The 12,724-nt window shown below is 67.1% G+C and carries 15 protein-coding genes; 4 read left to right on the top strand and 11 right to left on the bottom strand.

Annotation, left to right across the window (positions count from 1 at the left end; translation table 11 throughout):
* Positions 1-95: 95 nt before the first annotated feature.
* A complete protein-coding gene (locus ADK57_RS23175) occupies positions 96-599 on the top strand; it encodes a CGNR zinc finger domain-containing protein (protein WP_053751441.1) in 504 nt (167 codons plus the stop codon).
* On the opposite strand, the gene ADK57_RS23170 is transcribed toward ADK57_RS23175, so the two are convergent.
* From ADK57_RS23170 to ADK57_RS23165, 3 genes are all read right to left on the bottom strand, one after another.
* Positions 581-994, bottom strand: a complete 414-nt coding sequence (locus ADK57_RS23170; protein ID WP_063785991.1) for a hypothetical protein — start codon at positions 992-994, stop codon at positions 581-583. The two genes, ADK57_RS23175 and ADK57_RS23170, sit on opposite strands and share 19 nt — an antisense overlap.
* Positions 995-1,000: 6 nt before the next feature.
* Positions 1,001-1,132, bottom strand: coding sequence for a hypothetical protein (locus ADK57_RS52030; RefSeq protein ID WP_267890778.1), 132 nt, complete (start codon positions 1,130-1,132; stop codon positions 1,001-1,003).
* A 265-nt stretch (positions 1,133-1,397) separates the two neighbouring features.
* The gene (locus ADK57_RS23165; RefSeq protein WP_053751440.1) at positions 1,398-2,741 is read right to left on the bottom strand and encodes a UDP-glucose dehydrogenase family protein; all 1,344 of its coding nucleotides are present in this window, start codon (positions 2,739-2,741) and stop codon (positions 1,398-1,400) included.
* A 210-nt stretch (positions 2,742-2,951) separates the two neighbouring features.
* Between ADK57_RS23165 and ADK57_RS23160 the strand changes: the two genes are divergently transcribed.
* The gene (locus ADK57_RS23160; RefSeq protein ID WP_107091623.1) at positions 2,952-4,109 is read left to right on the top strand and encodes an acyl-CoA dehydrogenase; all 1,158 of its coding nucleotides are present in this window, start codon (positions 2,952-2,954) and stop codon (positions 4,107-4,109) included.
* Positions 4,110-4,308: 199 nt separating this feature from the next.
* Here ADK57_RS23160 and ADK57_RS23155 read toward each other — a convergent pair whose 3' ends face one another.
* Positions 4,309-5,484, bottom strand: coding sequence for a tyrosine-type recombinase/integrase (locus ADK57_RS23155; RefSeq protein WP_053751439.1), 1,176 nt, complete (start codon positions 5,482-5,484; stop codon positions 4,309-4,311).
* 145 nt (positions 5,485-5,629) lie between these two features.
* On the opposite strand from ADK57_RS23155, the gene ADK57_RS23150 reads away from it, so the two are divergent.
* A complete protein-coding gene (locus tag ADK57_RS23150; protein WP_053751438.1) occupies positions 5,630-6,181 on the top strand; it encodes a hypothetical protein in 552 nt (183 codons plus the stop codon).
* A 743-nt stretch (positions 6,182-6,924) separates the two neighbouring features.
* On the opposite strand, the gene ADK57_RS23145 is transcribed toward ADK57_RS23150, so the two are convergent.
* From ADK57_RS23145 to ADK57_RS23125, 5 genes are all read right to left on the bottom strand, one after another.
* The gene (locus ADK57_RS23145) at positions 6,925-7,392 is read right to left on the bottom strand and encodes a hypothetical protein (RefSeq protein ID WP_053751437.1); all 468 of its coding nucleotides are present in this window, start codon (positions 7,390-7,392) and stop codon (positions 6,925-6,927) included.
* Between the two features lie 88 nt (positions 7,393-7,480).
* Entirely contained in the window at positions 7,481-7,705 is a 225-nt protein-coding gene (locus ADK57_RS23140) for a DUF397 domain-containing protein (protein ID WP_053751436.1), read from the bottom strand.
* A 531-nt stretch (positions 7,706-8,236) separates the two neighbouring features.
* Positions 8,237-9,067, bottom strand: coding sequence for a helix-turn-helix domain-containing protein (locus tag ADK57_RS23135; RefSeq protein ID WP_063785993.1), 831 nt, complete (start codon positions 9,065-9,067; stop codon positions 8,237-8,239).
* Positions 9,064-9,588 (bottom strand): DUF6879 family protein, encoded by a 525-nt coding sequence (locus ADK57_RS23130; RefSeq protein WP_053751435.1) that lies wholly within the window; start codon positions 9,586-9,588, stop codon positions 9,064-9,066. Before ADK57_RS23130 ends, ADK57_RS23135 begins: the two co-directional genes overlap by 4 nt.
* The gene (locus ADK57_RS23125; protein WP_053751434.1) at positions 9,572-9,763 is read right to left on the bottom strand and encodes a hypothetical protein; all 192 of its coding nucleotides are present in this window, start codon (positions 9,761-9,763) and stop codon (positions 9,572-9,574) included. Before ADK57_RS23125 ends, ADK57_RS23130 begins: the two co-directional genes overlap by 17 nt.
* A 501-nt stretch (positions 9,764-10,264) precedes the next feature.
* Between ADK57_RS23125 and ADK57_RS23120 the strand changes: the two genes are divergently transcribed.
* Complete coding sequence (locus tag ADK57_RS23120; RefSeq protein WP_053751433.1) at positions 10,265-10,624, top strand: four-helix bundle copper-binding protein; 360 nt, start codon at positions 10,265-10,267, stop codon at positions 10,622-10,624.
* Positions 10,625-10,717: 93 nt separating this feature from the next.
* On the opposite strand, the gene ADK57_RS23115 is transcribed toward ADK57_RS23120, so the two are convergent.
* Both ADK57_RS23115 and ADK57_RS23110 read right to left on the bottom strand, forming a co-directional pair.
* Positions 10,718-11,350 (bottom strand): HAD family hydrolase, encoded by a 633-nt coding sequence (locus ADK57_RS23115; protein ID WP_053751432.1) that lies wholly within the window; start codon positions 11,348-11,350, stop codon positions 10,718-10,720.
* A complete protein-coding gene (locus ADK57_RS23110; protein WP_053751431.1) occupies positions 11,343-12,647 on the bottom strand; it encodes an LCP family protein in 1,305 nt (434 codons plus the stop codon). The genes ADK57_RS23115 and ADK57_RS23110 overlap by 8 nt, the downstream gene beginning before the upstream one ends.
* Between the last annotated feature and the right edge of the window lie 77 nt (positions 12,648-12,724).

Here is a 12,724-nt window from a genome sequence, read left to right as displayed (position 1 = left end):
CTCGAAATCGGAGTTACCTGCCTTCGGTTACCTCTAGAGCAGAGTAACCAGTAACGGTTACTGCATGCACCCCTTTTGGCAGTAACGTCGCAGGCATGAGTGAGAGATCGCCCGCGCCCGGCGGCCTGGCCCTGGTCCAGTCCCTGGTGAACACGCTGGACATCGAGTCGGGCGCCGACTCGCTGGACGGGGTGGAGGGCCGGGCGCGGTTCGGCATCGCACAGGACGAGCTGGAGCAGGCCCGTGAGCTGCGCGAGTCCCTGCGCGCGGCCCTGCTCGCCCACGCGGGCCACCCGGCGCACCGCACGGTGACCCCGCTGGGCGAGCTGCTCGCGCGGGCACCCCTGGTGGTGACGGTCGACCCGGGCGACGGCTCGGCCGCCCTCGCCCCGGCGGACGAGGGCCCGCTGCTCTCCCGGGTCGCGGCAGCCGTCGCCCAGGCCCTCGTCGAGGGCACCTGGATCCGGCTGAAGGCCTGCGAGGCCGTCGACTGCCACTGGGCGTACTACGACCGCAGCCCGGCCGGCCGCGGCCGCTGGTGCTCGATGCAGGTGTGCGGCGCCCGCGCGAAGATGCGCCGCTACCGGGCCAAGGACTGACCTACGCCTCCACCTCCGCCTCCTCCCCGCGGGACGCCGCCGCCCGGGACCCGACCGGCAGCGAACCCGGTGGCGCGGCACAGTAGCCGGTACGGCAGCCGGGCGGTGCCCACGACGAGCAGCCGGTCGTCGGCCCGCTCGACCACGCGCAGCCGCAGCAGGACGGGGAAGGCGACGCCGTTCAGATCGAGGTCGCCGGCGAGCTGGAGACGGCCGTGGGACTCGCCGATCCGCTCCGAGGCGAGCGCGGCCTTGAGATGGGGGTCGTCGAACTCGAAGCGGAAGAGGGGGTGTTCGGCTTCGGTGAGAAGGGTCCCCGTATCGATGTCGGACCGGGGGTCGGACACGACGAGGGACGCCCCGGCGAGCCGGACGCGGCGGCGCCGGGTCGGCAACGGGCCTTACCAGGCGGTGAGTTCGACGAGCGAGCGGCCGGGGGCGACCGTGTACCGGCCGGGCAGGGGCAGCAGTCGGCCGGTGCCGGCGCGCGACTCCGGAGGGGGAGGGACGGTGCGCAGGGTGACGGTCGTCATCCCGGACTCCTTGGAATGCGGTTCCCGAAGCGTGGCGAAGGTGTGGAGAATGGGGAGCGCGCCGCTCCGGCCGGCTGAGCCCCGGCCGGAGCGGCGTCCCTGTGTCGTGGATCGCGTCAGCAGTTGTCGGTGAGGTAGTCCGTGCTGCCGGGCCTCCACCGAACCTGCGGGAATTCCCGGAGCTCCGTCAAACCCGTCGGGAATTCACGGAACTCGGCCCGGCGGCTCTTCGACCGCGCGCGGCCAAAAGGGCGACGGGAATCCTTCAGGCCGTCGGCCGCCCCATCGCCCGGTACCGCCACCCGGCCCGCCGCCACAGCTCCGGGTCGAGGGCGTTGCGCCCGTCCAGGATCACCCGGTCCGCCGCGACCTCGCCGAGCACCGCCGGGTCCAGCTCGCGGAACTCGCGCCACTCGGTGAGATGGAGCACGACGTCGGCGCCCCGGACGGCCTCGACCGCGGAGTCGGCGTACCCGAGGGTCGGGAAGAGCCGGCGGGCGTTGCCCATGCCCTTCGGGTCGTACACCGTCACCTGGCCGCCCTGGAGGTGGATCTGCCCGGCGACGTTCAGCGCGGGCGAGTCGCGGACGTCGTCCGAGTCGGGCTTGAAGGTGGCGCCGAGCACGGCGACCCGCTTGCCCAGGAAGGAACCGCCGCCCAGCACCTCCCGGGCCAGCTCCACCATCTGCCCGCGCTGGCGCATGTTGATCGAGTCGATCTCACGCAGGAAGGTCAGCGCCTGATCGGCACCCAGCTCACCGGCGCGGGCCATGAAGGCGCGGATGTCCTTCGGCAGGCAGCCGCCCCCGAACCCGATCCCGGCCCGCAGGAACTTCTTCCCGATCCGGTCGTCGTACCCGATGGCTTCGGCCAGCTTGGCCACATCCCCGTCCGCGGCCTCGCACACCTCCGCCATCGCGTTGATGAAGGAGATCTTGGTGGCGAGGAAGGAGTTCGCGGACGTCTTCACCAGCTCGGCGGTCGGGAAGTCGGTGACCACGAAGGGCGTGCCCGCGGAGACCGGCGTCGCGTACACCTCGCGCAGCAGCTTCTCCGCCCGCTCGCTGCGCACGCCCACCACGATCCGGTCCGGGCGCAGCGTGTCCTGGACGGCGAAGCCCTCACGCAGGAACTCCGGGTTCCAGGCCAGCTCGGCGTCCTCGCCGACCGGGGAGTTCTCGGCGAGATAGCGGGCCAGCCGGTCGGCGGAGCCGACGGGGACGGTGGACTTGCCGACGACCAGGGCGGGACCCGTGAGATGGGGCGCGAGCGAGGCGATGGCGGCGTCGACGTACGACATGTCGCAGGCGTACTCGCCGTGCCGCTGCGGGGTGTTCACGCAGACGAAGTGGATGTCACCGAACGCCGCCACCTCGGCGAAGTCCATGGTGAACCGCAGCCGCCCGCTCGACCCCTCGATACCGGCGACGTGCTTGCGCAGCAGTTCCTCGAGCCCCGGCTCGTACATCGGGACCTCGCCCCGCTGCAGCATCTCGATCTTCTCCGGTACGACGTCCAGCCCCAGCACCTCGAACCCGAGCTCGGCCATGGCGGCGGCGTGCGTGGCGCCGAGGTAGCCGGTGCCGATCACGGTGATCTTGAGGCTCATGCGGTGCTCCAGGGGGACGGCCGGGGGTGTGTCGGGTGCGCGGGAAGAGCATAGTCGGGGCATGGGAAGGGCCCCCGACGGGCAACTTTCCTGCTGTCTTTTGCCCTGTCGCCAAGCTCACGTATCCCTCCCGTGAGCAGGCCCCTAAAATTTGGGTTACTTAACGGTAATTAGCGCCAGCATCACAGCGTCTTTGGAGCGTGAGTCACCTTGGCCGGATCGGCTGACTTCGACCTGTACCGCCCGTCCGAGGAGCACGACATGCTCCGCGACGCCGTCCGCTCCATGGCCGAGGCGAAGATCGCGCCGTACGCCGCCGTGGTGGACGAGGAGTCCCGCTTCCCGCAGGAGGCGCTGGAGGCCCTGGTCGCAGGCGACCTGCACGCCGTGCACGTACCCGAGGAGTACGGCGGCGCGGGCGCGGACGCGCTGGCCACGGTGATCGTGATCGAGGAGGTGGCGCGGGTCTGCGCGTCCTCTTCCCTGATCCCGGCCGTGAACAAGCTGGGTTCGTTGCCGGTGATCCTCTCCGGCTCCGAGGACCTGAAGAAGAAGTACATGACCCCCCTCGCCAAGGGCGACGGGATGTTCTCGTACTGCCTCTCCGAGCCGGACGCGGGCTCGGACGCGGCCGGCATGAAGACGAAGGCGGTCCGCGACGGCGACCACTACGTGCTGAACGGCGTGAAGCGCTGGATCACGAACGCGGGGGTGTCGGAGTACTACACGGTGATGGCCGTGACCGACCCCACCAAGCGCAGCAAGGGCATCTCGGCCTTCGTGGTCGAGAAGTCGGATCCCGGGGTCTCCTTCGGCGCCCCGGAGAAGAAGCTCGGCATCAAGGGCAGCCCGACCCGCGAGGTCTACCTGGACAACGTCCGCATCCCGGCGGACCGCATGATCGGCGAGGAGGGCACCGGTTTCGCCACGGCGATGAAGACCCTGGACCACACCCGCATCACGATCGCCGCGCAGGCTCTGGGCATCGCCCAGGGTGCTCTCGACTACGCCAAGGGCTACGTCCAGGAGCGCAAGCAGTTCGGCAAGCCCATCGCCGACTTCCAGGGCATCCAGTTCATGCTCGCGGACATGGCCATGAAGATCGAGGCCGCCCGCGCCCTGACGTACCAGGCGGCGGCCAAGTCCGAGCGCGGCGACGCCGACCTCACCTTCCAGGGCGCGGCGGCGAAGTGCTTCGCGTCGGACGTGGCGATGGAGGTCACGACGGACGCGGTGCAGCTGCTGGGCGGGTACGGCTACACGCGGGACTACCCCGTGGAGCGCATGATGCGCGATGCGAAGATCACGCAGATTTATGAAGGCACGAACCAGGTTCAGCGCATCGTGATGGCAAGGAACCTTCCCTAGCAGTGTTTTTGCAGGTCAGAGGCTGTTTCGAGGGTTCGAGAGGACTGCTTTGGCTTTCTGTCCGTTGCTGCCCGATCAGGACCGTTCCAGGGCGTCATGCTGGGGGAATCCTGGGCGGATGCCGGACTGGAAACGGCCGCTGACCTGCACAAACAACACAGCCCCCGGCGTGATGCCGGGGGCTGTTGCCGTACGTCGATCAGGCGACCTCTGACGCCTCCGTGGGGTCGTCCGCGCCGGGCGTCAGCATCGTCGCGATGGCGGCCCTGCCGCGCTGCTCAGCCCCTTCGAAGATGTAGTGGTAGTGCTCCCTCAGTACATCCGTGCTGCTGTGGCCCATCCAGTCGGCCACGTCGTTCTCGGGGACTCCGGCGTACAACAGCCGCGACCCGTAGTAGTGCCGGAGAGAGTGAGCCTTGCAGTACTTCACCTGGCCCTTGCCCAGAGCCTCCATCCAGATCTTCGGGTAGAAGTACGACGCGTAGAGGTACCCGGTCCGCGTCACGTTGGGGAAGAGGAGTCGTTCCGGCCCCCATACCCCGTGGTTCTTGATGTGTCGCCGAAGCTCGAAGGCGACGTTCGGCGGGAGGGGGACGGTTCGCCCTGGCTCCCCTTCGTCACGAGCCTTGATGTGCCGACGCTGGATGGCGCTGTTCTTCCCCGACTCGGTGTCTCCGTCCTCCGCAATCTGGAAGTCGACGCGAAGCGTCTCGGCCTTGAAGTCGATCTGATCGCGGGATACCGCCATGGCCTCACCCAGCCGCAGACCGCACCCGGCCATGAGCCACAGCATTGCGCGGTATCGCGGAGGAGCGGCATCCAGCATCGCCAGGACTTCCCGCGTCGCGAGTCGCCGCGCGGTGCTCTTGTGCTCCCTGATCTCTTTGGCCCGGCTCCCGGCACCCTTGACTTTCTTGCACGGGTTCCGGCCGATAATCTCGTTGACGACGGCCCAGTCCATCATCCCGGAGAAGAACGAGAACCGCTGACGCCGAGTGCGGGCCGAGAGCTTCCGATCCTGCTCCATCCACAGGAGCCACTGCTCAACGTCAGCGACCTTCAAGGACACGATGGAACGGGCCTTGAAGAACGGCTCAAGGGTCGTCCTCTGGATCGACCGGTACTGCTTCTTGGTGCTGTTCTCCAGCTTCCTTTGATTCGTCCACTGCTCCCACACGGACGTCACGGGCTGCTTGCCCAGCCGGTCGTCCAGGTAGGTCCCGGCGTCAAGCTCCTGTTCTTTGCGCTTGCGCTGGTCGTCGGCCCGCTTCTTGGTCTCGAACGTCTTCTGTCGCTGCTTGCCGTCCGGGTCGTACCAGAACGTCGTCCACTTCTTCGGGTCGTCCTTGGACCGTGCAACCCATGCTCTCGCCACTGAGGCGGCCCCCTCCTGCTGCTGCCGACGTGCGGGACTGTCCCGCTGTCGCGCCGGTCGCTCCCCGGCTTCTCAAGTTTGCTCATGGGTCACCCTGGGTTGTCAACACAGGGTGGGTCACCCTGGGTGTGCTACATTGAGGGACATGGAAGCGGATGACAGCGGGTTCGAGATCACTCAGCAGCAAGGCGCGTGGGTGGTCCGAATGTGGTGGCCCGTAGGGCCGATCAACGGGGGGCCGCAGCGGATCACCATCGAGGCGGCCGAGGATGCCCCTGCTCGTGAAGTGGCGCGGGGTATCTCGACCACTGTCCTGCGCAGGCTCGACGTGGCCGCAGCCCTGAACTTGGCCAAGCAGGCGCCCGAAGCCCAGCGAACGTTGGACGAGGTGGCAGGGAGGCTGAATGGGATGGGGGAGGCGGCAGGGCTCGCTCTGGAGGGCGAAGGGGTCTCAGAGCGGTACTTGACCTTGCTTGCAGCCACGTACACCGCCATGGCTGATTTCGGGGCTCCTGCGCCTGTGCCGTGGCTATCCCGGCTCATCGGTCGTCGGCCTGAGACGGTGAAGGACCACCTGAAGCGGGCCAGAAGGGATGGCTTCCTGACCACAGTTGCCGGTAAGGCGGGAGGGGAGTTGACGGGCAAGTCAAAAGCGGTACTTGAGGAAATGGCCGAAGCGGGTAGCCAAAGCGGCTGAATTCCCTGGAACTTCATATGCATTGAGCCCCCGAGGGTCTTCGGGGGCTTTCTTGTTTCTTGGAGGACGAATGGCGCTTGCCAAGTTGATGACCGTTGACGACGTGGCCGGTTACCTGGACAAGCCCCGGTCGTGGGTGTACGGGAACTGGAAGGCCGAACAGATTCCGTTCCGGAAAGGCCAAACGCGGGGGCCTTTTTGTTTGCCGAGAGGATCACGTGACCAAGACCATTCCGCCGTATGGCGAGGGTGCCAGGGAGAAGCTGGAGTGCCAGGCGGATGCACTTCTGGAAGCGGTCGGAGGTGAGGCTGGAAGGAGTGGCCGGGGCTCTGGCCGGAGCGGGAAGAGGCGGAGTTTGAGAGAATAGCGGCGGCGCATACCGGGATGGTTTCTTTGAGTTGGGTTCCCATCGTGGCGGCATTGCCCAGTTTCGATCCGGAGTTGAGCCGTCGAGACCCGGAGTCCCTCATGCAGGAGCGTCCCGGCGCGGAGGAACCCGACCATTACGGCGAGCTTCTCTCCCTTCTTTTGACTCTGTGCCGCAGCCGGCCAGCGCGGAGCGTGAGCAGAACCGCCCAACGGTTGTCCGCCTGGACGCTTACCGCCCGGAACCCACGCAGCCCCCGGAGCCCGCGTCCGAACCGAAGCGGTCGGAACCGTTCGGAGACGCCAACCCCTTCCGCGCACTGCTCTAACGAACCAAATAAAGCCCCGGCGAAATAGTCGGGGCTTGTTGCTTCGACTACCGGACAGGGCAGGCCAGTTCCGGCATCGAGCGGTTCGGCGAACACGCCACCAAAGCCAGGGAGAGATACGAGGGGCGTTCAAGGTAGAAGCCGAGCGACACATCGTCCCCCGAGTCCAGCCGCTCAGCAGCGGAGTTGACGAGCATGGTCAGACGGGTGGTGTCACGGTTCCTCTCGGAGGCGAACCGGTGCGCATGCTCGGCCAACTGTTCCCCGAGCCAGGCCGCCGCTTGCTTTGCCTCATCCCACGTGCCACGAACCAACGAACGCGGCTTGATGAGCCAGTACGCGGTTTCCAGGGGCGGCAGATCAACAGTGGGGAACTCCGCCGCCACCTCGCGGTACCGCTGGATCAGTTCGGGCCTGCTTCCGGCCGGAGGCGGATCAGGATGCGGAGGCCGCCGTAAAGCCTCCTGATCGAAACGCTCTTTTGGCCCAACCCACAGATAGCCGTGATGGTGCACCAGTCGTTCCTGTTCGGTTGTGAAGGGTCGAAGGTGGCCGGTCCCGGTTCCACGGGGAACCGGGACCGGCCTGAGGGGGGAGGGAGGGTCAGACGGACAGGCCGAAGCGCGCCGGGTCGATACCGGCCGCGTCCAGCTCCGCCGTGGTGAACCGAAGCGGCTGCGCGTCCGGCCGCTTGCTGTCACCCAGGGCCCACGCGTCGTCACCGATGCGGGCCAGGGTCACGCATCCCTCAGTGCAAGGGCCGCCGCACGCCTTCACGAAGGAGGCCCCGTCGACGTCGAGCGCGTACAGGTCGGTTCCGTTCTGCATCGCTGCTTCCTGCTCAACTGATCGCGGCCATGGGTGACCGCCGCCGCCCATGTCGGGCGGGAGTTCATGGAGGGGAGGGAGAGACTTCAGCGCCTGGAACCTTGGCCGCGTTCCGTGCAGCGCCAGCACTCGCATGGCGGCCAAGCGCTTGTGAGCAGCGGCGGAAGATCGTCCGTCGTGGCAACGGCTTGCTCCGGCCCCCAGGTCTGCCCTGAGTCGCGAGAGACCCGCATGGTCATCAGTGGGCGGTCGGCGAAGAGCCTTGAGCCCGTTCCCTTGCTCATGACGCGTGCGCCTCTGCGTGGTGCTGGCGCATCCGTACGTTGGCGTCGGATACGGCGCTGTAGTCGAACGTGGAGCGGGCGTTCTCGCGGGCTACCGATATGGACAGGCAGTCAGCGCAACCGGGTTTGGGTGACGGCTCGCGAGGTGGCTCCGGCAGGCACGTCCGTGCTGTCGTGTGGGTTCCAGGATCGGAAGTTCTCTCTTCGCTCTCCATGGCGCCATCTTCGACGGGCCACGGATGCGGCTCTAGCCTGTTTCCTGTTCCCGCAAAAAGTCGTCGCGGATACCTTCGACCAGGCCCCGCATTTGGTCACCAGACAATGCCACTCGTTCGAATCCCTCGAACTTCTCGACGTAGAGACCAATGTCCCGTGGATCTGTTACGACTACCTCAGCGTGGACGGTCTCAACCGTGACCATTCGGTCGTCGCGGATGACGAACGCATGATTCGCAATGTCGCGCTGCTGAATCCTCAACGGGACTATGCGGATGTCCACATGAGGCAGGCGAGAAATGGAAAAGATTCGGTCGAGCTGTGCCGCCATCATCTGTGGCGGGACAATGCGCCACCGCAGGACAGGCTCTGTGATTATGAAGCGCAGCGACTTGGCGCTGTCGTAGAGGACCGCTTGACGTTCAAGCCTGCCGTTGATCGTCCGGGAGAGAGAGTCCTCGCTCAGATTGTGCCGTTGGAGAACGGCACGGATGTACTCCGGCGTCTGGAGCAAGCCCGGCACCAGGGCCGGTTGGAACAGCCGAAGCGTGGACATCTGGGCTTCAAGGGCCTTGGCGGATTGCTGACCCTTGTGGACTCCGATGCGCTTCAACAGGCGCCATGCCGTTGCCTCCGTTGCCGATGCCCGCGCAGCCTCGGTGTACTCCGCCTTGACCTCATCCGAGACACCGATGGCGGTCAGGATGCGCTCTACGTCCGTCGCGCTGGCCGCGAGCTTCGCGTTTTCAATCTTGGACAGTTTGGACGGAGACATGAGGGCGCTGCGGGCCACCGCTTTGGCCTCCTTTCCGGAAGTTACTCGCAGGGCCCGCAGCGCGGCCCCAAGCTGTGCTCTGTTCACGCCCCGTACTTGGCCCACCATTCCGTGAACGGTTCCGCGTGGGTGAGTGCCGCGTCACGGTGCCCGGCGAATTCCGCCGTTCGTTCCGATGACAGGACTTCCGAGCCCAGGTACTTCCCGGCGCCGTCGTAGTTCATCACGGCCACGGACTCTGAGTCGAAGAGCCAGAAGTCAGGCGCGTTCTGCAGGGGGTTCGGCCTGTCGGTGATGTCCAGAATTAAGAACTCCTCACCCCCGGACATGTTCTTCGGGTATCCCCACCCGAGTTCGAACCTAAGATAGTCCGTGAGCGGGCGGCGCAGAATGTGAACCCGGTAGACTCGTTTCCCTTTTCCCGTGTGTGAGCGGAGTTCTTCGACCCAGCCCGCGTTGTAGTCGTCCGGCTGTGGCTCCCCGGCCAGGAACGCGTGATAGGCGTCGACGTTCCCCGACTTGCTGTAGTCGTCGAGGGTTTCGAGCCGGAACGCCTCACGCTGGAACGTGTCGAAGAGGTCGCCGAGGGTCCTAGATGAGGTTGTCACGGATGGCCTTCTGGATCAGTTCCATCGGGATCTCGACCAGGGTTTCGTGAGCGGGAATCTGAAGCCCGTGGTCGGTCGGAGTCTCCCCCTGAACCAAGAGCGTGCAGCGATCCGTCGCGTAGATCGTCGGGCAGTCCTTGATGTCGCACGTGCTGACCAGCTTGGTGACCTTCATGGTCTGGGTTCCCCTCTCCCGTGCTGCCAGTACCCCGCATCTGGGTTGATGCTCCCGAGGCCAGGGCGCGCGGGTCAAGCGATCACGGTTGACGGAACGGGAAACCGCGTAACCTCCCCGGAGCCTGCCGCTCCTCCGACCGGTCTGAGAGGCTGCCGCCGGTACCGCGCCGGCCTGGGCAGACTCCTGACGATCATGGGGAAATGCTGGGGAGGGCTTTGCCAAGGTGGGTGTCCGTGCAGGTCAGAGCCGTATGGCCTATAAGGCACGCAGATTTGTGAAGGCACGAACCAGGTCCAGCGCATCGTGATGGCGCGGAACCTGCCGTAACGCACGCTCGGTCCGTGGTGTCCCGTCGCCCTCCGCCCGGTCTTCGGGCGGAGGGCGACGCGCGACGAAGGATTTTTTCCTCCGGTCCGCCCCGTGGCGAACCCGCCCGGGCAGGCGTAGGACGGAAGTGCGGGTGCCGACCCCGCGGTTCCCGCCACCGGAGGAGGAACCATGCAGCAGCCCACCACGACCCAGCTGAGCAAGGAGATGCAGGAGTGCATCGAGGCGTGCATGTCCTGTCACAGTGCATGTGAGGAGACGATGAGCTCCTGTATGCAGAAGGGCGGACAGGCCCAGATGCAGATCATGCGGGCCCTCATCGACTGTTCCGAGACGACCCGCATCTGCTCGGACATGATGATGCGCCGCTCCCCGATGCATGCCGACATGTGCGCCCTGTGCGCCAAGGCCTGCGACATGTGCGCCGAGGCCTGCATGTCGATGCCCGACGACCCCCAGATGACGGCCTGCGCAGAGGCCTGCCGCCGCTGCGCCCAGACCTGCCGTGCGATGGCGGGCGCCACGATGTGACGTCGGCCTGAGGGCTTCAAGGGCACCCGGCCGGGTGCCCTTGGTCCGTCTTGGGCGGGGTGGGGCGGGGCCGGTGGAGAGGTGTGCGCCCGCCTAGGCGAACAGCGGCTCCAGGGCGCGTTCCAGATCCGCGGCCTCGCGGAAGTGCACCGACCGCATCCCCAGGGCTGCCGCCGCCGCCACGTTCTCCTCGCTGTCGTCGACGAACAGGCAGCGGTCGGGGCGGACGCCGGCCAGGGACGCGGCGAGGTGGTAGATGCGCGGGTCCGGCTTGACCAGGCCGACTCGGGCGCTGTTCACGACGTGGTCCGCGAGGTCGGTCAGGCCGAGGGTGGTGAGGTCGTCCTCCAGGCGGAGGGTGGCGTTGGTGACCAGGACGAGGGGGACGCGGATACGGGCGCGGCGGAGGAGGGAGGCGACCTCGTCGTCCGCCCGGAAGGGGGATTCCAGGAGGGCCGTGCCCAGCTCCCAGGCCGTCTGCTCGGGGACCTGGCCGGTCAGGGGCTCGGCGATCGCACGCACCCACTCCTGGCCGTCGATCCGGCCCAGGACGAGGGGCAGAACCGTTTCCGGGGCGAAGGCGACCTTCATGGTGGTGCCCTCGGCCAGCCCGGCGGCACGCTCCAGGGCGTGCAGCCGGGAGGGGTCGTAGAAGCGGATCACGTTGTCGACGTCGCAGAGCACCGCGTCGAACGGTGCTCTGCCGGGTCGGGAAGGGTCACTCACTCGAGACCGTGACCTTCTCGTCGTTGTTCAGCTCCTCGACCAGGGTCTTCACCTTCGCCTTGTCCCAGACGAGGTTGCCCCCGGAGGAGCCGGAGATCGGCATGTTCATCGACGTGCCGTCGCCGCCGTTGACGCCCTTCATCGCCCAGAACATCGAGGCCAGGTCGTACAGACCCATGTCCTTGTCGACGATCAGCGAGTCCAGGCCCGAGCCCATGGTCGGGTACAGCTTGAAGGGGTTGAGGATCGTGCTCGGGGTCGCGACCTGGTTGGCGAGGGCGTTGAGGAACTTCTGCTGGTTCTTCGTACGGTCCAGGTCGGAGCCCGCCAGCGCGTACCGGGTACGGACGAAGGCGAGCGCCTGCTCGCCGTTCAGGGTCTGCTTGCCCGCCTCGAAGTCGGCGCCGGACTTGGTGTCCTTCATGCCGCCCTTCGGGATCTCGATCTCGACGCCGCCGACCGCGTCCACGATGTTCGCGAAGCCGGCGAAGCCGATCTCCACGTAGTGGTCGATGTGCAGGCCGGTGTTGTACTCGACGGTGCGGACGAGGAGCTCGGGGCCGTCCTCCGCGTAGGCCGCGTTCAGCTTCACGTGCCGGCCCGTGCCCTGGTACGTCTTGCCGGAGTCGGAGCCCTTGTACGTCGGGATCTCCACGTCCGAGTCACGCGGCAGGGATATCAGCGTGTCGCCGTTGCTGCCGACGTGCAGCAGCATCATCGAGTCGGTGCGCTTGCCCTCGGCGGACCCGGTGTGCAGGTTCTTCTTCTGCTCGTCGGACAGCCCGGCACGGCTGTCGGAGCCGACGATCAGGTAGTTCGTGCCCTCGCCCGTCTCCGGCCGGTCGATGACCTTGGACAGGTCGACCTCGCGGTTGAGCTTGGAGTCGGCCCAGAAGTACGTGCCGACGGTCGTCGCGACCAGCACCACCAGCACGGTGATCGTGGTCAGCTTGATCCGCCGGCGCCAGTTCGGCGCGGGGCGCGGGCCACGGCCGCCGTCGGCGGGACCGCCGGGGCCACCGCCGCCGTAGACGTGGCCCGTGTTGTAGCCGCTGTCGTACCCGTCGTCGTAGACGGTGTCGTCACCGCCGTTGACGTACGACGGCTGCTGCGGGACACCGCCGTACGGCGGGGCCGGGGCGCCGGGGCCCCCGTACCCGCCCTGCCCGGGCGGAGCCGCCTGGCCGCGGCGGACCTGCCGCATGACACGGGCGCTCTCGGGCTGTGAGCCTGCGCTGCCGCGTCCGTACCGGCTGCCGCGGTTGTCGTCGGACCATGCCTCGGGCCAATCGTTCATGGGCCCCAGTGTGCAGGGCACTGCCATGTCCCTCACAAGGTTCGTCGGAAAATAAGGGCACTGCTGTTGCGAAGCTG

The organism is Streptomyces sp. MMG1533, assembly GCF_001279775.1.
GTDB lineage: Bacteria > Actinomycetota > Actinomycetes > Streptomycetales > Streptomycetaceae > Streptomyces.
This window is presented reverse-complemented; position numbering and strand designations above follow the sequence as displayed.